Raw genomic sequence first — 23,378 nt, forward strand, 5'->3', positions numbered from 1 at the left:
GGGTGATTCCATGATCATTTCTGCCTCCACCGACTACCGCGCCGCCGCGCAACGCCGGCTGCCGCCGTTTCTGTTTCACTACATCGACGGCGGTGCCTATGCCGAGCACACCCTCAAGCGCAACGTCGCCGACCTGGCGGACATTGCCCTGCGCCAGCGCGTGCTGCGTAACATGTCGGAACTGAGCCTGGAAACCCGCCTGTTCAATGAAACCCTGAACATGCCGGTGGCCCTGGCCCCAGTCGGCCTGACCGGCATGTATGCCCGTCGCGGTGAAGTGCAGGCCGCCAAAGCCGCCGCTGCCAAGGGCATCCCCTTTACCCTGTCCACCGTTTCGGTGTGCCCGATTGAAGAAGTCGCGCCGGCCATCGACCGGCCGATGTGGTTTCAGCTCTATGTGTTGAAAGACCGTGGCTTTATGAAAAACGCCCTGGAGCGCGCCAAGGCCGCTGGCGTCACCACCCTGGTGTTTACCGTCGACATGCCGGTACCCGGCGCACGTTACCGCGATGCCCATTCCGGCATGAGCGGCCCGAACGCGCCGCTGCGCCGCATGCTGCAAGCCATGACCCACCCGCGCTGGGCCTGGGATGTCGGCTTGCTCGGCAAGCCCCATGACCTGGGCAATATCTCTGCTTATCGTGGTAATCCAACTGGGTTGGCCGACTATATCGGCTGGCTGGGCAACAATTTCGACCCGTCGATTTGCTGGAAGGACCTGGAATGGATTCGCGAGTTCTGGGACGGCCCGATGGTGATCAAGGGCATCCTCGACCCGCAGGATGCCAAGGACGCGGTGAGCTTCGGCGCCGACGGTATCGTCGTGTCCAACCACGGTGGCCGCCAACTCGATGGCGTCATGTCCAGCGCCCGTGCCCTACCGGCGATTGCTGACGCGGTAAAAGGTGATCTGGCGATTCTCGCCGACTCCGGCATCCGCACCGGCCTGGACGTGGTGCGCATGATCGCCCTAGGCGCCGACACGGTGATGATCGGCCGCGCCTTTATCTACGCCCTGGCTGCCGACGGTGGCGCGGGGGTAAGCAACCTGCTGGATTTGATCGAGAAGGAAATGCGCGTAGCCATGGTGCTGACCGGGGCCAAATCGATCAGCGAGATCAATGCCGACTCGCTGGTGCGTGAACTGGGCCGCTAAAGCGCCGCCCCTCACCCCCGGCCCCTCTCCCAAATGGCGAGGGGAGACAACTCGATCTCCGGAGCACCTATGAGCCTGCCCAGCGCCTTTCTCACCGCCGTCGAACGCCTGATCCCTGCCGAGCGGCGCTTCGACGATCCTCTATCCACCCTGGCCTTTGGCACCGATGCCAGCTTCTACCGGCTGATCCCAAAACTGGTGGTGCGCGTCGAGGCGGAGCTGGAAGTGGTTGACCTGCTCAAACTGGCCAGCGCCCATCAGATGCCCGTGACCTTTCGCGCCGCCGGCACCAGCCTGTCCGGCCAGGCCATCAGCGACTCGGTATTGATCGTGCTGGGGGATAACTGGAACGGCCGGGAAGTGCGTGGCCAGGGCAGCCAGATCCGTCTGCAGCCCGGGGTGATAGGCGCTGCGGCCAACGCCGTGCTGGCGCCGTTCCTGCGCAAGATCGGCCCCGATCCGGCGTCGATCAATGCCTGCAAGATCGGCGGCATCGTCGCCAACAACGCCAGCGGCATGTGCTGCGGCACGGCGCAAAACAGCTACCACACCCTGGCCGGCATCCGCCTGGTGCTGGCCGACGGTTCGGTGCTGGACACTGAAGACCCGCTCAGCGTCACGCGCTTTTTCGCCACCCATGCCGACTTGCTCGAAGCGCTCGCCGAGCTGGGCCGGCAGACCCGCGCCAATAGCGCGCTGGCCGCAAAAATTCGCCACAAGTACCGGCTAAAGAACACCACCGGCCTGTCCTTGAATGCACTGGTCGACTATGACCAGCCCATCGACATCCTCAGCCACCTGCTGGTGGGCTCCGAAGGCACCCTGGGTTTTATCAGCGCGGTGACCTACAACACCGTGCCCGACCACCCGCACAAGGCCAGTGCCCTGCTGGTGTTCCCCGATGTGGAGAGTTGCTGCCGCGCGGTAACGGTGCTCAAGCAGCAGCCGGTGTCCGCCGTGGAGCTGCTGGACCGCCGCAGCCTGCGCTCGGTGCAGGACAAGCCCGGCATGCCGGAGTGGGTCAAGGGCCTGTCCGACAGCGCCTGCGCCCTGCTGATCGAATCGCGCGCCGCCAGCCAGAGCCTGCTGCATGAGCAACTGCAGCTGATCATGGCCTCCATCGCCGACTTCCCCCTGGAAAAGCAGGTGGATTTCAGCGAAGACCCAGCCGTCTACAACCTGCTGTGGAAGATCCGCAAGGACACCTTCCCCGCCGTCGGCGCGGTGCGTCAAACCGGCACCACGGTGATTATCGAGGACGTGACCTTCCCCATCGAACAGTTGGCCGAGGGCGTCAATCGCCTGCTCGCACTGTTCGACAAACATGGCTACGACGAGGCGATCATTTTCGGCCACGCTCTGGAGGGCAACCTGCACTTTGTTTTTACCCAGGCCTTCGAAACGCCCGAGCAGATCGCCCGCTACTCGGCCTTTATGATTGAGGTGGCGCAACTGGTGGCCGTGGAGTTTGGCGGCTCGCTCAAGGCCGAGCACGGCACCGGGCGCAATATGGCCCCCTTTGTCGAGCTGGAATGGGGCAACGATGCCTACCAGTTGATGTGGCAGATCAAGCGCCTGCTCGACCCCCAGGGCATTCTCAACCCGGATGTGATCCTCTCCGAAGACCGCGACATCCACCTGAAAAACCTCAAGCCGCTGCCGGCCGCCGACGAGATTGTCGACAAATGCATCGAGTGCGGCTTCTGCGAGCCGGTCTGCCCGTCCAAGGGACTGACCCTGAGCCCGCGTCAGCGCATCGTGATCTGGCGCGATATTCAGGCGAAAAAACGCGCGGGCATCGACACCTTTGATCTGGAAGCGGCCTATCAATACCAGGGCATCGACACCTGCGCAGCTACCGGCTTGTGCGCCCAGCGCTGCCCGGTGGGCATCAATACCGGCGATCTAGTGCGCCAGCTGCGCGGCCGCGACGCCAACAGCCAGCGCAGCGCCGACTGGCTGGCCAACAACTTCCGCCGCGCCATGCAGGGCGCGAGAGTGATGCTGCATGTGGCCAACGGTGCGCGCATGATCATGGGCGCACCGCTGCTTAGCCGCACCTCGGCGGCGCTGAGCAAGGCCAGCCAGGGCCGCCTGCCGCAATGGACCCCAGCCATGCCGCAACCCGTGCAACGCCTGCACCTGCCCAAGACCAATGCCGATGCACGGCCACGGGTGGTCTATCTGGCCGCCTGCGTGTCCCGCGCCATGGGTCCGGCAGCTGGCGATAGCGAGCAAATTCCGCTGCTCGACAAGACCCGCGCACTGCTGGAGAAAGGCGGTTTTCAGGTGGTGTTCCCGGCTGAGCTGGACAACCTCTGCTGCGGCCAGCCGTTTGCATCCAAGGGCTACAGCGAGCAGGCCGAGCGCAAGAAGCAGGAGCTGATCGACGCGCTGCTCAAGGCCAGCCGTGGCGGCCTCGACCCGATCTACTGCGACACCAGCCCATGCACCCTACGCCTGTTGCAGGACGGCCTGGACGCACGGCTGAAATTGCACGACCCGGTGAAGTTTATCCGCGAACACCTGCTCGACCGCCTGCAGATCACCCCGCAGAACAAACCGGTGGCCGTGCATGTCACCTGCAGCACTCAGCATCTAGGCGAGGCACAGAGTCTGATCGATATCGTCCGTCGCTGCACCTCAGCGGTGGTGATTCCCGAAGGCATCCACTGCTGCGGCTTTGCCGGCGACAAGGGCTTTACCACCCCCGAGCTGAACAGCCACGCCCTGCGCAGCCTGAAGTCCGCCGTGCAGTACTGCGAGGAAGGCATCAGCACCAGCCGCACCTGCGAGATCGGCCTGAGCCAGCACGGCGGTATCGACTACCACGGGCTGGTTTATCTGGTTGATCGGGTCAGCAGCGCCAAGCATTGAGTGACCAACGGCCCAGCCAAGGCGCTGTTTAAAGCGCCTGTCCGAGCAGACTAAGCGCCACACGGCGCACCTGGGCCAGGTCAATCGGCTTGGCCAGGCAAGCCTGAGCGCCGCGCCGCCGCGCTTCGGCAAACACCGCATCATCCGCCGCCGCACTGATCACCAACACCGGCACTGCCTGCAGTCTCGGGTTAAGGCGCATGGCATCAAGCACCTGCATACCGTCGCCATCGGGCAAATCCAGATCGAGCAACAACAAGGTCGGCGTGCATTGCTCCAGCTCAGCCAGCGCTCGCTGCACCGAGCCCGCACCACGCACATCGGCAAACTCACGTAGCGCCTCCTGGACCACCTTGAGGCAGGCCGGGTGATCTTCCACACACAGCACTTCGGCCAGCTGCTTGGGCTGCGCTGACACGGACTCCACATCAGCAGCAGCCAGTGCTGCCGGTGCAGCAGCGCCGGGCAGGTCAATCCAGAAACGGCTGCCCATACCTGTGCTGCTGCTAAAGCCCATTTCGCCGGCCATCAAAGTGGCCAGCTCACGGCACAGCACCAGACCGATCCCGGTGCCAGGAATGCTGGAATTTTCCCGCCCCAGACGCTGGAACGGCTGGAACAGATTGGCCTGCTGCTCGGCCGTCAGCCCCGCGCCGTTGTCCTCAACCCATAAGCGCACGCAGTTCGAGCGCACCTCATAGCCCATGCGGATCAGGCCCTGCGGGCTGTTGTATTTGATCGCGTTGGACAGCAGGTTGAGCACTACCTGACGCACCCGGCGCATATCCGCCTGCACGTACAAACCAGCGTCGGCTTCAGCCAGCACCTGCAACTGCAACTGGCGTTGCTGCACTTCCGGCTGCACCAGCTCGGCGCAGCCATGCAGCAGCGCGCCGACTTCCACGGGTTGTAACTTGAGCTGCTGACGGCGACTCTCGATGCTCGACAGGTCGAGAATGTCGTCCACCAGAGAGGTCAGATGACGGCTGGCATTGACGATCTCGCGGGCGTAATCGGCTTCCAGCTTGGCCTCGGGCTTGTCCTGCGCCTCCATCTCGATCAACTGGCCAAAGCCGTAAATCGCATTGAGCGGGGTGCGCAGTTCGTGGCTCATGCTCGACAGAAAGCGGCTCTTGGCCTGGCTGGCGGCCTGGGCATCCAGGCTGGCGCGACGCAGGTCTTCCTGCACCTGCTTGAGCCGGGTGATGTCGACATGGGTGCCGGCCACGCGCAGGGATCTGCCCTCGCTGTCCCGCTCCAACACCTTGCCGCGACTCAGCAACCAGACGTATTGACCATGGGCATCGGCGTAGCGGTACTCCGCTTCGAAACGGTCTTCGCCACTGCTGGCGAATAACTGGCGCAGATGGCGAATGCGTTCCAGATCATTGGGGTGCACACGCAGGTTGAATTCACTGAAGCTCATGCGCGGATGAGTCAGGCCGAAGCGCTTGAGGAAGCGTTCGCTGAGGATGATGCTCATGCTCTGCGCCTCGACCTCCCAAAGGCTTTCCGTAGTGCTTTCCAGCACCAACTGAAGAATCCGCTGCGCCTCCACCCGCTGCACTTCACTGGCCTGCAACTGCTCGCCGGTGTGTTGCACCGCTACCGCCATGCTCACCAACTCATCGATCTGGCTACTCGGCGCAGCAGGCTGATAGTTGCCCTGGCCCAATTCGCGCATCATCCCAACAATCCCATCAATCGGCTGCACCAGCTGCTCGCTCAGGCGCCGCGAACGCACCCACATCAGGGCAAAGAACAGCAGATAGAACAGCGCCAGACCGACGATCAACAGGTAACCGATATGCAGATAGCGCTCGGCCAGGCGATTGGTCTCACTGAAGATGTGCTCCTCATCCACCACCAACAGCAGCTGCCAGCGGGTTTGCGGAATCTCGCTCCAGGCGATCAACCGATTGCGACCGCCCAGCAGCACTTCCTGCACATTACCCTGCCCGGCAGCCATGGCCTGCAACAGCGATTGCATCTCGGCGCGCTTGGCCAGACTGAAATCCTCAGGTTTAAGCACCTCACGGCGCACCGCCTCGGCATAGGAATACTCGGTCAACTCACGCAGGCCGAAATCTTCTTCACCGGCACTCGGCAAGGCCATGATGTTGTGATCGCGACTGACCAGCATGGCGTAGCCCTGCCAGGGCACATCCAGCTCGCCGATTTCACTGAGCATCTGCTCGATGGTGATATCCAGCCCCACCACGCCTTCAAGGAAGTCGCCGCGATACACCGGCGCTACCGCCGACATCATCCACCCCATGCCAGCCGGGTCGAGGTAGACATCGGTCCAAGCCACCTTGCGTTCAGGATTGTGCTTGGCGTCCGCCAGGTAATAAAAGTTGTAATCGGGTATCACCATGTCATGGGGATACTGCTCGGGCGTCATAAAGAAGGGATAAATGCGGTTGTAACTGTCCCAAGTATTGAAATAGGCCGCTGCCACTCGCGGGTTGGCCGCCTGGATCGAACGCATCAACGGGTCGAGCTGCGACAGGCGCAGAGCCTTGGCGTGGTCCTGCTGGGCCAACGGCGTGCTGTTGGCATAAAAAGAGGCCGCCCGGCCATCATCGCTACGGCTGTAAAACACGCCGTTTTCGGTCAGCACATGGCGCTGGCGCTCCAGCGCATCGGGCTGAAACGTAGGGTTATCCAAGGCATTGAGCGCCGCGTCACGGAATATCTGCACCTGCGCTTCCACCGAACGCAGACGGCCATCAATCACCTGGCCTTCACGCGCCACCGCCGCCGACAGATCATCCAGCGCGCTCTGCTGCAAATGCTCGATCTGCGCATCGCGAATCGCCGCGTTGCTCAGCAGGTACACAGTGATCAACACCGACTCGACCAGAATCAGCGGAATCAGCGCACTCTGCACAAAGGCGCGCCAGATCCACTGACGCAAAGGGTAACGCGACGCGCGCGGCATACGAGAGTCTCATCCAGAAGACATAGCGAATGTGCAGGATGCAATCGCAGCCGGCAAGCCCCTTTAGCGCCCGAACGGCAATTGCCTGGTCGACGTTGTGGAACCTTTGGCGTAAACTCGCGTCCCAGTACCAGCAACACAGTTTCGGGGCCGATTAGGATTCGACGCCGGTAGCGAAGCTCTAGGTGCATGCCGACTTGGTAACAGAAGTCGTAAATCCACTGTTGCAACTTTTATAGTTGCCAATGACGAAAACTACGAGGGCTACGCTCTCGCTGCGTAAGCGGCGCGACTAGTCCTTCTGGTAGCTTCGGCTCCAGCGATCACTAGGGGATGCCTGTAAACCTGAAGTGATTGTCATGCAGAACAGGATCGCCGCGTAGTACGTTGTGGACAAAGCGGCTAAAACTTACACAACTCGTCCAAAGCACCCTGCCCGTCGGGCGGCTGCGGATTAACTTAATAGACACGGCTAAGCATGTAGTACCGAAAGTGGAGAACTGGCGGACGGGGGTTCAAATCCCCCCGGCTCCACCATTTTAGCTTTATAAATCAGGCACTTAGCGAATAGCTACAGTGCCTTTTTTGTGTCTTTTAGGGCCGGCTTGGCTGGGTAATGCCAGCTTTATGACAGCCTCTCGCCTGCGAAGCTCATCTGCGGCTGTCGCCTTTACCTCCAAAACCAATAAAACGTTTTCCGTCGCTTTTCCGATTTGAAAACGCGTCACAGCGGTCTGTCAGGGGTATTAAATCTGTGTCGGCTTACACACAGTGTGAAGGCAATGAAGCCGGTCAAATAGTCACTTGCTAGCACTCGATCTCAAGTTGGCTCCACATGTACTGGGCTTTGGTTCATCTTGACCGGACGTACCCATATCCGAAGCGCAAACACATCTAGCCTTTGGCAATTCCCTGACATGCTTTGCACTTCTAGATGTGGCGCCGATCATCAAGAACTGCGCCACATTCGCAATCAAAAATGGCGCAGTTCTGAAAACTGCGCCAATATTGCGCCAACAGCATTTAGACGGCGCCAACTCAGCAATGCCTTTAAGCACTGAAATACTGAACAGCATCCAGGCATCCGGAAACGGGTTGACGCTGGCAGAGCTCCTAGCCATACACCCTGGTATTGCTCGGAGAACAGCACAGCGGTTAATTGCAAAGCTGATCGAGAGCAGTCAAATCACCGCGAGCGGTGAAGGCAGAGCTCGACGCTATTTCGGCGCAGCTGTCCAGGCTGACGCCAGCACATTGAATACGGGCACCGATAGCTTCCCGTCTTTTATTCCGTTGTCCGCAGATAGCCGGGACATACTCGCCTATATCAATCAGCCAACGGAGGCGCGCAAGCCCGTTGGCTACCAGCGTGACTTTCTGCATTCCTACCAGCCGAACGAAACCAGCTACTTATCCGAGTCTTTGCGGCGCCAACTGCACAGAATGGGTAAAACTACAGATGCAGTGGAGCCGGCAGGCACATACAGCCGTGCAGTTCTAAATCGCCTGCTGATTGATTTGTCGTGGGCATCCAGCCACCTGGAAGGAAACACGTACTCGCGGCTAGACACGCGACAGCTCATTGAAAATGGCAAGGCCGCACGAGGCAAAGCATCTATCGAAACACAGATGATCTTTAACCATAAGACGGCAATCGAGCTGCTGGTCGAGAACATCGAAATCGCTGAGTTCAACCGCTACACCTTGATGAACATACACAGCGCCCTGGCCGAAAACCTGCTCCCAAACCCAGCAGATGAAGGTCGAATTCGTCAGCATGCCGTCGACATCGGGAAAAGCACCTACCGCCCACTATCAACGCCACAGCAGATTGAGGATGCACTCGACGTTCTGCTCAGCAAGGCCAATCAGATTACTGATCCGTTCGAGCAGTCCTTTTTCATGATGGTGCACCTGCCTTACTTGCAGCCGTTTGCCGACATCAATAAACGCACCTCCCGACTGGCAGCGAACCTGCCATTGTTCCGGGCCAACCTTTGTCCGCTGACATTTCTGGATGTACCCGAGCAGGCCTACAGCCTCGCCACGTTGGGCGTCTATGAAATGACTCGGATAGAGCTACTGCGTGACTTGTACCTTTGGGCCTACGAACGCTCCACGCAGGAGTACCTGGCAATCAAGCAAGACCTTGTCGAGCCTGACCCTCTACGTCTGACTTGGCGAGACCTCATCAGAACGATTATTCGCGAGGTCGTCACACACCCAGAGCTTGATCCACTGTCTTGCATTCAGAGCTCTGTAGCAGAGCACGTTTCAGAAGGTGAGCAGCCAGAGGTGCAGGCTCTGATCGTTGAAGAACTCCGTCGACTGCACGAAGGCGTTCTAGCGCGCTACGGGCTACGACCATCGGAGTTCATGTCTTGGAAATCGCAGCATGGATACTGATTAGTTCAAAGAACGCCATCACTGCACGCTTTGCACAAGGCGCCGTTTTGGATTCGATCTTGGCGAAAGGCGTAAGGTTTATATGCTGCGAAACGATTGTGTGAAATCCTACGAATCATGTTTCAGAAACGAGTCGCCTGAAACACTCGGAGGATGGACTCATATCAACCGGCCTCCTTCTGTGAGTCCATCTGATCCAGGTGCTGGCGCACGCTGCCGATTGAGTCTGCAATTCTGCGGGTAAAGCTGGACGGCTCCCGGTAGGTCATCACCAGCCGATCAATGGCGCGGGTCATGGCCACATAGAGCAGGCGCGCCTCATCGGCTTCGTCTTCACCTTTCTTCGGCAATTCACCCAGGTTGGGGATCAGCACCAGGCCGAACTCCAAGCCCTTGCTCGAATGCATGCTGACGATCTTGACCGCATCCTCGCTGCCATACAACGCGCCACGTCCCTTGGCCGACTGCCCCGAGGCGAAGGCGATACCGGCCTCGCTCAAAGCTGCGGATTCCGCGCTGACTCGGACACCCATTCCACGCACATCCGGACAGTGATTCCACGCTGATCCGGACACCCATTCCACGAGCATCCGGACACTGATTCCACAGCCATCCGGACACTTTCTGGCAGGCAGCTACGCAGGATTTATTCACTACCATTGGCCTCTTTTTCGAAGCAGAGAGGTCGTCGTGGAGCGTTTATCCATGCGTAAAATCCGTGAAGTGTTGCGCCTCAAGTTCGATTGCGGGCTGTCTGTCCGTAAGATCTCCCGCAGTCTGGGCATAGGTCACAGCAGTGCCGGTGATTACCTTTGCCGATTCACGGCCTGCGGCCTCTCCTGGCCGCTCCCTGCTGAGTTGTCCGACGCAGAGCTGGAGCGGCGCCTGTTCCCGCCACCGCCGGAGATCCCCTCTGAGCAACGACCAACTCCCGACTGGGCCTGGGTGCATGCCGAGCTGCGCCGACCAGGCGTGACCCTGGCGCTGCTCTGGCAGGAGTATCGGCTGGGCCAGCCACAGGGCTTCCAGTACAGCTGGTTCTGCGAGCACTACCGGGCCTGGGCCGGCAAGGTCGATGTGGTGATGCGCCAGGAGCACCGCGTCGGCGAAAAGCTGTTCGTCGACTACGCAGGTCAGACGATGCCGGTGATCGACCGTCACAGCGGCGAGATCCGCCAGGCGCAGGTATTCGTCGCGGTACTCGGTGCCTCCAGCTACACCTTCGCCGAGGCCACCTGGTCGCAGCAGTTGCCGGACTGGCTGGGCTCCCATGCCCGTTGCTTCGCCTTCCTCGGCGGGGTGCCGGAGATCGTGGTGCCGGACAACCTGCGCAGTGCGGTGAGCAAGGCCCATCGCTACGAACCGGACATCAACCCCAGCTACCGCGACTTGGCCGAGCACTATGGCGTGGCGGTGGTGCCGGCGCGGGCGCGTAAGCCCCGCGACAAGGCCAAGGCCGAGGTCGGCGTGCAGGTGGTCGAGCGCTGGATCCTCGCCGCCTTGCGCCATCGCCAGTTCTTCTCCCTGGACGAGCTCAACACGGCCATCGCCGTGCTGCTGGAGCGGCTCAACCAACGGCCGTTCAAGAAGCTGCCGGGCTCCCGGCAGTCGGCCTTCGCCAGCCTGGATCGCCCGGCTCTGCGCCCGTTGCCGGAGCAGCCCTACGTCTATGCCGAGTGGAAGAAGGCGCGGGTGCACATCGACTACCACGTCGAGGTCGATGGGCATTACTACTCGGTGCCCTACCAGCTGGTGAAGAAGCAGCTGGAGGTGCGCCTGACGGCCCGCACCGTGGAGTGCTTCCACGCCAACCAGCGGGTGGCCAGCCACGTACGCTCCCTGCACAAAGGCCGGCACAGCACGCAGACCGAGCACATGCCCAAGAGCCATCGCGAGCATGCCGAGTGGACGCCTCAACGGCTTATCCGCTGGGCCGAGCAGACCGGCCCGAACACCGCCGGCGTAATCAGCCACATCCTCGAACGGCGCGTGCATCCGCAGCATGGCTACCGCGCTTGCCTGGGCATCCTGCGCCTGGGCAAGCACCACGGCGAAGAACGGCTGGAAGCCGCCTGCCAGCGCGCCCTAAGCCTCGGTGCCTGTAGCTACAAAAGCCTCGAATCGATTCTGCGCCAAGGCCTGGAAAACCTGCCGCTGGCTCAACAGAACCTACCCCTACTACCGGACGACCACGCCAACCTGCGCGGCCCCGGCTACTACCACTGAACAAAGGAATCCCACCATGCTGCCTCACCCGACCCTGGACAAGCTGCAAACCCTGCGCCTGCACGGCATGCTCAAAGCCCTCGCCGAGCAACTGAAAACACCCGACATCGACAGCCTGAGCTTCGAAGAACGCCTCGGCCTGTTGGTCGATCGCGAGCTGACCGAGCGCGACGACAAGCGCCTGAGCAGCCGCCTACGCCAGGCCCGGCTCAAGCACAACGCCTGCCTCGAAGACATCGACTACCGCGCCCCGCGCGGGCTGGACAAGGCGCTGATCCTGCAACTGCGCAGCGGCCAGTGGCTGCGCGACGGCCTCAACCTGATCATCGGCGGCCCCACCGGCGTCGGCAAAACCTGGCTGGCCTGCGCCCTGGCCCACCAGGCCTGCCGGGACGGCTGCAGCGTGCGCTATCTGCGCCTGCCACGGCTGCTGGAAGAACTGGGCCTGGCACATGGCGACGGCCGCTTCGTCAAGCTGATGAGCAGCTACGCCAAGACCGACCTGCTGATCCTCGATGACTGGGGCCTGGCACCGTTCACCAACGAACAGCGCCGCGACATGCTGGAGCTGCTGGACGACCGCTACGGCCAACGCTCAACCATCGTGACCAGTCAGATGCCGGTGGACAACTGGCACGAACTGATCGGCGATCCGACCCTGGCCGACGCCATCCTCGACCGCCTGGTGCACAACGCCTACCGGATCAACCTGAAGGGAGAGTCGATGCGCAGGCGGGCGAAGAAATTGACGACGCCGGGCACCTCAGACTAACAATGCATATCCTGCGTCGCTGCGCTCCGACTGCCTGTCCGGATGACCGTGGAACAGGTGTCCGGATCAGCGTGGGCTGAGTGTCCGAATGGCGTGGAATCCGCATATAGAGACACGTCGGTCGCATCTGACGGAATGTGGTGCACGCACTCATGGTCATAGGCATACACATAAAAGTTGCTGACAGGCGCCATCCGGTATCGGTTGTCCGGTGAAACCGCCAGGTTGAGCATGATGATGCGATCTTCACTGAATCGAATCGCGCATGCTCCGGCCTGAGAAAGGCCGTCCACTCCATCTTCAGTCAGGCACCTGCGCAGAGATGCAAGATCTCCAATGCTCTCCAGGTCAAGAAAGGGTATGAGGGCACGATAAGTGGATGCCTTCCATTTCCCCCTGGGCTCTTTTGGAGCCATTTGGAAAGTAACCCAATCGTTAGGGTGATACCCCGAGGGATTTGATAGGCGAACCTCTACCTCCCCCGCCTTAGGGAAAAGCTTTTGTGGGTTATCAAGCAGCGACCACGCCTCTGACAACCGAACAGCAGTGACTCGGACAGTAATGTTGACATCATTTCTTTTCACACATTGACCGGCATACCACGCCAAGTTTGCTGCCATAGATAACCCAACTTCCAAATAATTAAATGCTAGAGCACGATCGACCCGTTACGCCATTGCAAGCGCAAGCGGCCGAACGATCGGCGAGCGAGACCAACCATGGTCGGCACCTCATGCTGCAAACCAGGGGGCTGACCAACAAAACAACCAGGTAGTTGCCCTGCCAGCCAATGCACCACTTCATCGCTAGCGGGATAAACGTAATCACTCCCCCGTGGCCCCCCGTTACAAAGCATGCGACGCCGCGTTTCAGTTGCTAAAGCATCAGGAAGGCCACCTTCGCGCCCCCTAACGGTAATCACCCTATCTTCGGGGCACCATGCAAACAATGGTGCTCGAGCTAAGGCATGGGCAGAAACGATGGCGGCCGTACGCGAAAGATAATGGTGCGTTTCGTTGCCATGCTCGATGCGGTAAACATCGTGGTCTCGCTCGCCAATGTGGGTCAGTCGCAAAAGACGAACATCATCGTTAGCCACTTCACCGGGGATGAAGCGCTTTGCTGTCCAAGACCAAATATCCTTCGGGACATAGTGCAGCGCTTGATGCCTCGTTTCGGCAAATGACAATGGTTTCTCAGTTGAAGCTGTTGGTTCGGCCACGAAACGCCATCCCAGACGTTCGGCGAGCTCTGAAGCTAAAACATCTTGAGCGCCAAACAGTGGAGCAGCCCATGGGGACACACCTATGCGCCGAAAAGGGGTCCCACCAAGACCTTCAACTGCAAGTTTGAAATCCTCGATTAAGCGTTCGCAAAGCCCACCTTCGACCACAGCAAGAATCTTTCCCTGGTGATGAATCTCGATGATGCTCGGCTCCTTCAGAGTCCAAACGCGTCCTTTCCAACCAGCGCGCAGACGTGGTTCGACAATACCCGCATCCTGAAGGCTGCGCAGAAGATGCCATGGCTTTACCGCGTCGTCGGCGCATTTCAGGAGAGAGATGATCTGAGCCTCCTCCCATCCACTGCGACCGTTTGCGTAAACAACCTCGAGAAGATCTGCACAGGCGAGTTCACCCGGCTCCCACACCAGCGTCGCGTGCGTGTTGGTAGCTACTCGCACCGAGGTGTTCGGCACCCAGTCGTGCAGCGGCCGCAACTTATAGCGCGCACTCGCAAGAGTTGTATGCACGAAAGCATTTCTGACAAATTCCAGGCGAATGCTCCAAGGGGCTTGTTCTTCACCACCCAGGAGAGTCGGATGAATGCAAAAGGCCCCTTCAAAAGGCTCTGAGGCCTTTAACTGAGCATGCTCAATACCTAACACGTCACTCGCTGTGCCTAACGAGGCATTTTGAATAACATAGTCAGATGTGTCGGATTCGAGAGTTGGTAGAAACCGAGGACGGCCAAGCCAAATACCATCGCTACGCACGCCGCCAGACAGGCAGGGGCGCACGATCCGCTCCTGTTGAGTACCCAGTAATTTGGCTATTCGGAGCGCGGCCTTGATGGACTCAAGAGTCAGGGGCAACGTTGTAATCGCCCATGAATCGCTAACAGCAAGAGCACCCAATCGATCGCCGATTTTCCGTAGATGCCGTTCTGCCACAGCCACATGCAGGCCGTATAAGGAATCCTTGGCATCAGGCTCCGCGCGCCAACGTCCTGTACCGACCAGACGGAAAAACATAATGCCTAGAGCAGCAGCCGTCGCGAGGTTATCGCTCTTCTCGACATCTGCCGCTACCAGCGCAGCGTTTAGTGATACGAACGGCTCTGCCTCGCCGTCTACATCGGGCTTGGCAAAGAAGAGGGCACGCTGATCCACATCGAACAGCATCTCGACCGTGACACTGCTGCGTGTCGGACGCCCTGTCAGTGCTGAAGCTTGCTCCATCAGGCGCCAAAAACACAGGTCACCCAAAGCGCGGCGCTGTCTATAGTAAGCGGCACGAAACTCTTCGAATGCACGACGCAGCCCCCAAGAATCACGACCGCCTATCAACTCCCTCTCAAAAGCAGTAATAGCGACATGTGGGTCGCGATGAGCGCTCGGATGTTCTTGGCAAAACTTGACCACTAAACGCAGATCAGACCGGCTCGGAAACGACAGACGTCGCGTGTATCCAATATGCGACCAAGCGCCGGGATCGGGCAGGATCAAGCGTCTAAATGGCTCCCCGGAACGAACACGCACATCGAGCCAGCGCGCCAGGCTTTCCCACATCAATGCAACACCGCGAAGATTAGATACTGTGGCGTTGCTCCCACCCAGCCAAGCCACAAGCTTTTGACGAAACTCACCGCTTTGGGTCGTATTCCCGTCGAGGAAACTATCGATTAGCAAAGTGAAAACAAGATAGGAAAAACAGTTAGGCACATCTGGTTTTTCAAAGCGCTGTGAGCCCAACCGCAGTGAGTCCATCAGCAATGGATCGCGCGCGAGCATGAGGCGGAAAGCGTCTTCTGCGCTATTTTCAGCCCCCTGAGGGGCACCGCAGACCTGTGCCAGCACGCGTGTAGTAACTTCAAAGGTGCGGATAGGGCTAGCGTCACCGTCTGGGCCAATGACCAAGAAAAAATCGACGAGCTTCTTTTCCCATGCGTCAAAAGTGCGTGGAAAGTCCACAGCAGTCCATCCTTGTAGAAAACGTAATATCCCTGTCAGCCCAAGATCCAAGGTCAGGTGTTGCACTAAGTTTTTGTCGTCGCCCTAGATCCCTAAACTCACAGACAATCATCTGCGAAATCAACCGCCATTACGGCACTTTTATCTGTGCGCTTGAGACTGGCACTTCTACCTTGTGAAAGGCAACACCCAAACGACCGCCTCACTGACAATCAAAGCCTCCCCACTGTGTCGCCATAACGGCGCTATCTACTATCGAAAGATAGTGCACGTCACAATAACGTGTCATGTATGCGGATTCCACGCCATTCGGACACTCAGCCCACGCTGATCCGGACACCTGTTCCACGGTCATCCGGACAGGCAGTCGGAGCGCAGCGACGCAGGATATGCATTGTTAGTCTGAGGTGCCCGGCGTCGTCAATTTCTTCGCCCGCCTGCGCATCGACTCTCCCTTCAGGTTGATCCGGTAGGCGTTGTGCACCAGGCGGTCGAGGATGGCGTCGGCCAGGGTCGGATCGCCGATCAGTTCGTGCCAGTTGTCCACCGGCATCTGACTGGTCACGATGGTTGAGCGTTGGCCGTAGCGGTCGTCCAGCAGCTCCAGCATGTCGCGGCGCTGTTCGTTGGTGAACGGTGCCAGGCCCCAGTCATCGAGGATCAGCAGGTCGGTCTTGGCGTAGCTGCTCATCAGCTTGACGAAGCGGCCGTCGCCATGTGCCAGGCCCAGTTCTTCCAGCAGCCGTGGCAGGCGCAGATAGCGCACGCTGCAGCCGTCCCGGCAGGCCTGGTGGGCCAGGGCGCAGGCCAGCCAGGTTTTGCCGACGCCGGTGGGGCCGCCGATGATCAGGTTGAGGCCGTCGCGCAGCCACTGGCCGCTGCGCAGTTGCAGGATCAGCGCCTTGTCCAGCCCGCGCGGGGCGCGGTAGTCGATGTCTTCGAGGCAGGCGTTGTGCTTGAGCCGGGCCTGGCGTAGGCGGTTGCTCAGGCGCTTGTCGTCGCGCTCGGTCAGCTCGCGATCGACCAACAGGCCGAGGCGTTCTTCGAAGCTCAGGCTGTCGATGTCGGGTGTTTTCAGTTGCTCGGCGAGGGCTTTGAGCATGCCGTGCAGGCGCAGGGTTTGCAGCTTGTCCAGGGTCGGGTGAGGCAGCATGGTGGGATTCCTTTGTTCAGTGGTAGTAGCCGGGGCCGCGCAGGTTGGCGTGGTCGTCCGGTAGTAGGGGTAGGTTCTGTTGAGCCAGCGGCAGGTTTTCCAGGCCTTGGCGCAGAATCGATTCGAGGCTTTTGTAGCTACAGGCACCGAGGCTTAGGGCGCGCTGGCAGGCGGCTTCCAGCCGTTCTTCGCCGTGGTGCTTGCCCAGGCGCAGGATGCCCAGGCAAGCGCGGTAGCCATGCTGCGGATGCACGCGCCGTTCGAGGATGTGGCTGATTACGCCGGCGGTGTTCGGGCCGGTCTGCTCGGCCCAGCGGATCAGCCGTTGAGGCGTCCACTCGGCATGCTCGCGATGGCTCTTGGGCATGTGCTCGGTCTGCGTGCTGTGCCGGCCTTTGTGCAGGGAGCGTACGTGGCTGGCCACCCGCTGGTTGGCGTGGAAGCACTCCACGGTGCGGGCCGTCAGACGCACCTCCAGCTGCTTCTTCACCAACTGGTAGGGCACCGAGTAGTAATGCCCATCGACCTCGACGTGGTAGTCGATATGCACCCGCGCCTTCTTCCACTCGGCATAGACGTAGGGCTGCTCCGGCAACGGGCGCAGAGCCGGGCGATCCAGGCTGGCGAAGGCCGACTGCCGGGAGCCCGGCAGCTTCTTGAACGGCCGTTGGTTGAGCCGCTCCAGCAGCACGGCGATGGCCGTGTTGAGCTCGTCCAGGGAGAAGAACTGGCGATGGCGCAAGGCGGCGAGGATCCAGCGCTCGACCACCTGCACGCCGACCTCGGCCTTGGCCTTGTCGCGGGGCTTACGCGCCCGCGCCGGCACCACCGCCACGCCATAGTGCTCGGCCAAGTCGCGGTAGCTGGGGTTGATGTCCGGTTCGTAGCGATGGGCCTTGCTCACCGCACTGCGCAGGTTGTCCGGCACCACGATCTCCGGCACCCCGCCGAGGAAGGCGAAGCAACGGGCATGGGAGCCCAGCCAGTCCGGCAACTGCTGCGACCAGGTGGCCTCGGCGAAGGTGTAGCTGGAGGCACCGAGTACCGCGACGAATACCTGCGCCTGGCGGATCTCGCCGCTGTGACGGTCGATCACCGGCATCGTCTGACCTGCGTAGTCGACGAACAGCTTTTCGCCGACGCGGTGCTCCTGGCGCATCACCACATCGACCTTGCCGGCCCAGGCCCGGTAGTGCTCGCAGAACCAGCTGTACTGGAAGCCCTGTGGCTGGCCCAGCCGATACTCCTGCCAGAGCAGCGCCAGGGTCACGCCTGGTCGGCGCAGCTCGGCATGCACCCAGGCCCAGTCGGGAGTTGGTCGTTGCTCAGAGGGGATCTCCGGCGGTGGCGGGAACAGGCGCCGCTCCAGCTCGGCGTCGGACAACTCAGTAGGGAGCGGCCAGGAGAGGCCGCAGGCCGTGAATCGGCAAAGGTAATCACCGGCACTGCTGTGACCTATGCCCAGACTGCGGGAGATCTTACGGACAGACAGCCCGCAATCGAACTTGAGGCGCAACACCTCACGGATTTTACGCATGGATAAACGCTCCACGACGACCTCTCTGCTTCGAAAAAGAGGCCAATGGTAGTGAATAAATCCTGCGTAGCTGCCTGCCAGAAAGTGTCCGGATGGCTGTGGAATCAGTGTCCGGATGCTCGTGGAATGGGTGTCCGGATCAGCGTGGAATCACTGTCCGGATGTGCGTGGAATGGGTGTCCGAGTCAGCGCGGAATCCGCATCATGTACATTCGGACAGCATGGCAGCCATCCTCTCCGCTCGAAGCGCTATTCCCTTACGGGCAGCCAGGGCGAGCGGTTCAAGCAGGCGATCTGCAAGAAAGCGAACAGGGGGAACAGCAACACCATCCCCTATAACCTTAAAAGCATGCTGATAGGTTTCAGGTAGCTTGTAGGTGTTTTCTAACCCCATCAACGCTGCAGCTTCATGGATGGAAAGTAGGCGCGTCCTCACCTGCCCCCCGCCTGCCACAATAATTCTTGGTCGCGACCCTCCACCCCTAGGAGTTCTTAAGCAGCCTAAAGTTGGTGAAAAAGTTATCTCCGCACGCTGCTTGTTTAGAGCACCATCTCGACGCATCCGCAAGTAAAGGCTACCCACACGGAAACGCTCAGAAGACATCGCTTCCTCAAGGCGAGCAACATGAATAGGCACCATCATATCGATGAACCTTTTAGTTTCCTCTGACGTGTTCCACTCAACATCTTCGATTTTTATAATCTGCTCGAGTGCATTTTCTTTCAGAACTGGCGCGAGCCCTAAGTCCCACCAAACCCAATTAGAATGAGTACTTTCTGGTAGTGACTGATAGGCGCGCAGTAACGTCGGGGTATGCCAAGAGTTTTGGGGGGCGTCACTAACAAGACTTGACGGAATATCAACCTCTCGATTTACCGCCACAATAAATACACGAGGCCTGGATTGAGGAAGAAAATTTTTTGCATCAATTATAACTGCACCGTAACGATACCCCATTTCTCCAAGACTTGAGCATATGGCTGAAAAATCTCGACCTCGCTCCAACGTAAGTAGTCCGACCACATTCTCCAAAACCAGCAGCGGTGGCTGTCGCGACTCCTGGCGTAACTCACTAATTAGATCAAGAAAAGGCCAAAGCGCCCCCGACCTTGTAACTCTGTCGGCGCTCGAGCTACCGATACCCAAACCATTTCCAGCGACAGACAAGTCTTGACATGGAAATGAGGCCCACGCCAGATCAGCATTACCTTCAAGGTCAGTTGATTTCACCTCTCGAATATCGCGCCCGTCAAAATGGCCATCCCCCCAGTTATTTATATATGTAGATGCTTTTACCTTATCAATGTCATTTGCAAACAAACATTGCCATTGATTGCCAAGGCCCGCTCGGGCCATACCTCCTCCGGCGAAGAATTCGAAAAATTTAAATTCTTCTTTTAATTTTTTCTTGGTATTGAACATCGAAATGAATCTCAGATTCCTATAATTAGTCGACGGCCGCAGGAGCTGAGTGCAACACGGTTATTTAGTTTAAGACTGAGAATCGTACTTACACTCACTTAAACGTGGCTGTAACTTAAATCAGCCCTTAAATCCTAGGCTTTTGCATAATTGCTATTTTACTGAGCTTCGATGAAATCCTAAACTCCTAGCTGCGGCGTACCCTGGCAGACTCTGAGTGATCGCTAAAACACAGCGCACAATACGCTAATTTAGTAGCCCGCAATTATGACTTACTAAAATCCCCGCGTCCTAAAGCACTCTCTCCCAAATCTCGTTGCGCTCAATAACCTGGACAAACGCCCGTGCGCTGAACCCATGCTTATAAAGCGACGCAGGCTCTTCCTCTTCTCCTTGATCAAACGCCCTCAGGTAATGCTGCTCATCGCGCAAGGCCACTTCAATGACTTCGCGCGACACGACACGAAAGCCATCAACAACCTCACCATCAAGCTCAATCGACGTGTCGACAACCCAAGCATGCAGAGCTGAAATCGATTCGTGCTCGCTGACCCCAAGCCGGGCGCGTAAATCTGAGTCAGCTTGCAAGGTCTTGATTACAGCCGGCTGCTTTCGCTCCAATTGCCTGGCAGCCTTTCGCAGGGTATTTGTCCGATGCAGCCAGACTTCGTGCGGTGTTGAGCGGATAAATCCGGACTTGACCTCTAGCAAGAGCATCACACCGTTCAGGTATGCCAGCAGATCTATCTCACCGGCGTCAGGCTCTTCACTGCAGAGAGGCTGATAGCCTACAACCACATGGAACCCCCTCTGCCTGAGCGCCTCGGCGAGCTCGTGCTCCACACGCTCGGTTTCGCCGCGCAGCTCAGGCCGACGCTGCTCAACACGACGCAGGTTATTCACCGCTGCAGTCAAACTGTTCTGCCGGCCAGCAACCCAGGGAAACTGAAAGCTGTAGCGGCCGATCTTGTAAAATGGCCGTTCGTACAGCCTTGGCGTTGGCATGCTTGGCGCCTGCTTGAGCTGTGTAGACAGCACCTGCAGATCACTGGTCCAAAACTGTAAAATTGCCTTGGCTGCATCAGCGTCACCTGCAGGATGCTCATCACTGACCGTCCATGCACGGATCCGCCGAACTTTATCTGGCAGCTCCGACCAGGTCATAGGAAAGCGATTCTCTCCCTGCAGCAACCCCTCAAAGGCCAAACGCCCGAGTGCTGCTAAAGGATCTCCCAGGTCGTCTAGGTGGCGCTGATAAGGCTGCAGGTATGCCTGCTCGAAAAACGCCATCGTCAACTCGCTGGCAAGCATGGCGTGATGCAGCGAAACTTCAGCACCATCGTTGAGCCTGACACGCTCACCTAGCCCGAAGACAACCTTTAAGTAGAGCTGGCTACGAACGGCTTTTATATACGCGAGCTGGTTGGCCTCATGGTTTTCAGGGCTGCCGATAATCTTCCCCGCCATACCTGAAGTAGCAAACACCTCAACTGCACGGCGCATCCAGTAACACCAGAACAACTGGCTTTTGCGCTCGGTACGCTGCCAACGCTGCGTGCCCTCATCGGTCTTATTGAAGATGACTGACTGCCCAGGCCTGAGTTGGTAATCACACTCACTGTCGTAGCAGAACCAGTCGATGGATCCTTCGTAGTCAATGCGTTCACGCATCGCAGCGGCCAATACAGCCAAAGCTTTCAAATGAGTTGCGCATTCAGTCCCCCCGCTAGGCTGAGGGAAGAGCATTGGCGACAGATGCCGTTTCAGCGAGCGCCCGAGTACATCCTCGGATACTCGAAAATCAGATTCGGTGCAGACTTTAAGCTTGCGCAGAACGATCCGTTCGTAGACGCCCCAATCCTTGCCAGCAGGATCATCATCTACCTCGTCCAGACGGTCATAGGCCAACACACTGAGGTAGGAAAGCAGCTCAAGCAGGGAGAGCGACTTAAGCTGACTCTCAGCCTGAACGATTACCTCATCAAAAGGTTCGAGTTGCTGCAGAAGGCGATCACAGACGCCAAAGAATTCTTGCCACGCATCGCCGCTCAGCGTCTCCCGAAGATGCTTCCAGAGCGGTGATCCGCTGCGGGTAAACAGCTTCGAGTAGCGAATGGCCCAGCGCAGAACATCTGGATGATGAGCTGCCAAATGATCCAGCAGTTGCGTGCTGATCACATCATCGAAATGCAGAACGCGCGCCAGCGCCAAGCTTGCAACCTGAGCCCCCTCAAGGTTGGTGGGCACCAACCAGAAATCAGCAGCAACCAATCCAGCCGCTCGATTGCGCGCGGTGTACTTGCCTTGCGGACGCTGATCCAGAAAATCATGCAGGCACTCGTCGAGTGCTCTGCCTGGGGCGAACTGATTTAGATAACCAGTAAAGCGAGTCTGGTAATACTCCTGGCACCGCAGATCCTGATTCTGCACAACTGATCATCCTTCGCCCAATAGTGCTGTGATCATACGGGATTGTTGTAACCCGATCTTCTTGAGCGCACGCTCACCGGCTATCATCCGGCCGGGCGATGTAAACCGTGGAGCATGGATGATGCACGAAAACAAAATTCCTTTTGGTGAGCGTGATGGAGCCCTATTCCGCGCCTTTGAAGTCGAGAATGGTCTTCGCTGCAACTGCATTTGCCCAGGTTGCCGGCAGCCACTGAATGCTGCCAACAATGGCGAAAAAGTTGCTCCTCACTTTCGCCACGCTCAATCAAATGATTGCACCACGGGCTTTCGCGAGGGAGTCAGACGCGCTGCAGTTGCACTGATCGTGCAGCACAAGCAGCTCCTGCTACCTAACTTCCTCGACATGGCCCGAATTGCCATAGCAAGCGGCAGAGTGCTGGAAGAAAAGGTCGAACTACCACCCGTAGCAGTCACAGCAGACTCAGTCGAAAGGTTTGTTGAACTAGATGGCATGAGGGGCCACGCGGTCCTTCACCTATCTAGGCGACAGTTGATCGTACGCGTCAAGATGTCCTCCAGGATGGAGCATGAGCTTTACCGTCAGCTTCAAGCTCTCGAACACTCCAGCATGGAGATTGACCTGCACCGCCTAACCCTTGAGCAGATCAATGATGCTGACAGCTTCATGCATGCCGTGCTGCAGGATCCCTCGAATCGCTCCTGGATCAGATGTCTTCGTGGCGAAGCGTTAAAAACCTTGAAGCTGCAGCAGCTCCAATCACGGGCCTCTGAGCTGAACGCTACCTGGCTAAAAGAACAGGCCGAGCGTGAAGCTGAAGAACAGGCCCGACAGCTTGCCATCGCAAATGAAGCGGCCGAGCATGATTTAGCGTTGAAGACGCATCGCGCCATGCAAGCTGAAATGGCAGCCCATCGGCAACCTCAGCCACAAGACGCCACTGCAAACGGTAGATCTGAACTCATCGCGGCAACGATGCTGAAAGCTTTGCGTGACTGGAACGGAAAGGCAGCGGAATGCAAAGCCTGCTTCCTGCTCAGCGCACCAGGCTCGCGATTCTGCACGTACTGCGCTGTCGAAGGGCGCGGGCTAATTGAAACAAACGTATCACCCGACCTACCAGCAAACATTCACAAGCGAATGTACTGTTCTGCCAAGCCGAGCATGTCGGTAAAAGCGGTCCCCAATCTCGTTGTAAGGCCGGATATCTGAAAATCTATTGCGGATCGCTGCAGCCGCAGTAATGAGTGTTCGAAGGTT

The 23,378-nt window shown here is 58.7% G+C and carries 13 protein-coding genes and 1 other RNA gene; 7 read left to right on the plus strand and 7 right to left on the minus strand.

Annotated features, from left to right (window positions below):
* Positions 1–10: 10 nt before the first annotated feature.
* Together lldD and AC0T4W_RS16215 are read left to right on the plus strand one after the other, a co-directional pair.
* Positions 11–1,156 (plus strand): FMN-dependent L-lactate dehydrogenase LldD, encoded by a 1,146-nt coding sequence (gene lldD, locus AC0T4W_RS16210; RefSeq protein WP_476320690.1) that lies wholly within the window; start codon positions 11–13, stop codon positions 1,154–1,156.
* A 69-nt stretch (positions 1,157–1,225) separates the two neighbouring features.
* Entirely contained in the window at positions 1,226–4,033 is a 2,808-nt protein-coding gene (locus AC0T4W_RS16215; RefSeq protein ID WP_476320693.1) for an FAD-binding and (Fe-S)-binding domain-containing protein, read from the plus strand.
* A 28-nt stretch (positions 4,034–4,061) separates the two neighbouring features.
* On the opposite strand, the gene AC0T4W_RS16220 is transcribed toward AC0T4W_RS16215, so the two are convergent.
* On the minus strand, positions 4,062–6,977 hold the full coding sequence (locus tag AC0T4W_RS16220) for a hybrid sensor histidine kinase/response regulator (RefSeq protein WP_476320696.1): 2,916 nt from the start codon (positions 6,975–6,977) through the stop codon (positions 4,062–4,064).
* Between the two features lie 146 nt (positions 6,978–7,123).
* Between AC0T4W_RS16220 and ssrA the strand changes: the two genes are divergently transcribed.
* Positions 7,124–7,514, plus strand: a transfer-messenger RNA (tmRNA) gene (gene ssrA, locus AC0T4W_RS16225).
* A gap of 399 nt (positions 7,515–7,913) precedes the next feature.
* Positions 7,914–9,383, plus strand: a complete 1,470-nt coding sequence (locus AC0T4W_RS16230) for a Fic family protein (RefSeq protein ID WP_476320698.1) — start codon at positions 7,914–7,916, stop codon at positions 9,381–9,383.
* 164 nt (positions 9,384–9,547) lie between these two features.
* Here the strand turns inward: AC0T4W_RS16230 and AC0T4W_RS16235 are convergent, their stop codons facing one another.
* Positions 9,548–9,916, minus strand: a complete 369-nt coding sequence (locus tag AC0T4W_RS16235; RefSeq protein WP_476320701.1) for a 3'-5' exonuclease — start codon at positions 9,914–9,916, stop codon at positions 9,548–9,550.
* A gap of 172 nt (positions 9,917–10,088) precedes the next feature.
* Between AC0T4W_RS16235 and istA (AC0T4W_RS16240) the strand changes: the two genes are divergently transcribed.
* Both istA (AC0T4W_RS16240) and istB (AC0T4W_RS16245) read left to right on the plus strand, forming a co-directional pair.
* Positions 10,089–11,609, plus strand: a complete 1,521-nt coding sequence (gene istA / locus AC0T4W_RS16240; RefSeq protein ID WP_476318161.1) for an IS21 family transposase — start codon at positions 10,089–10,091, stop codon at positions 11,607–11,609.
* 16 nt (positions 11,610–11,625) lie between these two features.
* Complete coding sequence (istB, locus tag AC0T4W_RS16245) at positions 11,626–12,381, plus strand: IS21-like element helper ATPase IstB (RefSeq protein WP_476317799.1); 756 nt, start codon at positions 11,626–11,628, stop codon at positions 12,379–12,381.
* A gap of 649 nt (positions 12,382–13,030) precedes the next feature.
* On the opposite strand, the gene AC0T4W_RS16250 is transcribed toward istB (AC0T4W_RS16245), so the two are convergent.
* From AC0T4W_RS16250 to AC0T4W_RS16270, 5 genes are all read right to left on the minus strand, one after another.
* Positions 13,031–15,574 (minus strand): hypothetical protein, encoded by a 2,544-nt coding sequence (locus AC0T4W_RS16250; RefSeq protein ID WP_476320704.1) that lies wholly within the window; start codon positions 15,572–15,574, stop codon positions 13,031–13,033.
* A gap of 397 nt (positions 15,575–15,971) precedes the next feature.
* The gene (istB, locus tag AC0T4W_RS16255; RefSeq protein WP_476316371.1) at positions 15,972–16,727 is read right to left on the minus strand and encodes an IS21-like element helper ATPase IstB; all 756 of its coding nucleotides are present in this window, start codon (positions 16,725–16,727) and stop codon (positions 15,972–15,974) included.
* 16 nt (positions 16,728–16,743) lie between these two features.
* Positions 16,744–18,264, minus strand: a complete 1,521-nt coding sequence (istA, locus tag AC0T4W_RS16260; protein ID WP_476315505.1) for an IS21 family transposase — start codon at positions 18,262–18,264, stop codon at positions 16,744–16,746.
* 202 nt (positions 18,265–18,466) lie between these two features.
* Positions 18,467–19,687, minus strand: coding sequence for a DNA cytosine methyltransferase (locus tag AC0T4W_RS16265; protein ID WP_476320706.1), 1,221 nt, complete (start codon positions 19,685–19,687; stop codon positions 18,467–18,469).
* Between the two features lie 291 nt (positions 19,688–19,978).
* A complete protein-coding gene (locus AC0T4W_RS16270) occupies positions 19,979–22,117 on the minus strand; it encodes a nuclease-related domain-containing protein (protein WP_476320708.1) in 2,139 nt (712 codons plus the stop codon).
* 121 nt (positions 22,118–22,238) lie between these two features.
* Here AC0T4W_RS16270 and AC0T4W_RS16275 point away from each other — a divergent pair, with 121 nt between their 5' ends.
* Positions 22,239–23,330 carry a hypothetical protein gene (locus tag AC0T4W_RS16275; RefSeq protein ID WP_476320710.1) on the plus strand — a complete coding sequence of 364 codons (1,092 nt, stop codon included), beginning with the start codon at positions 22,239–22,241 and terminating at the stop codon, positions 23,328–23,330.
* The last annotated feature ends 48 nt before the right edge of the window (positions 23,331–23,378 follow it).

The organism is Pseudomonas sp. C7.1 (genome assembly GCF_056312395.1).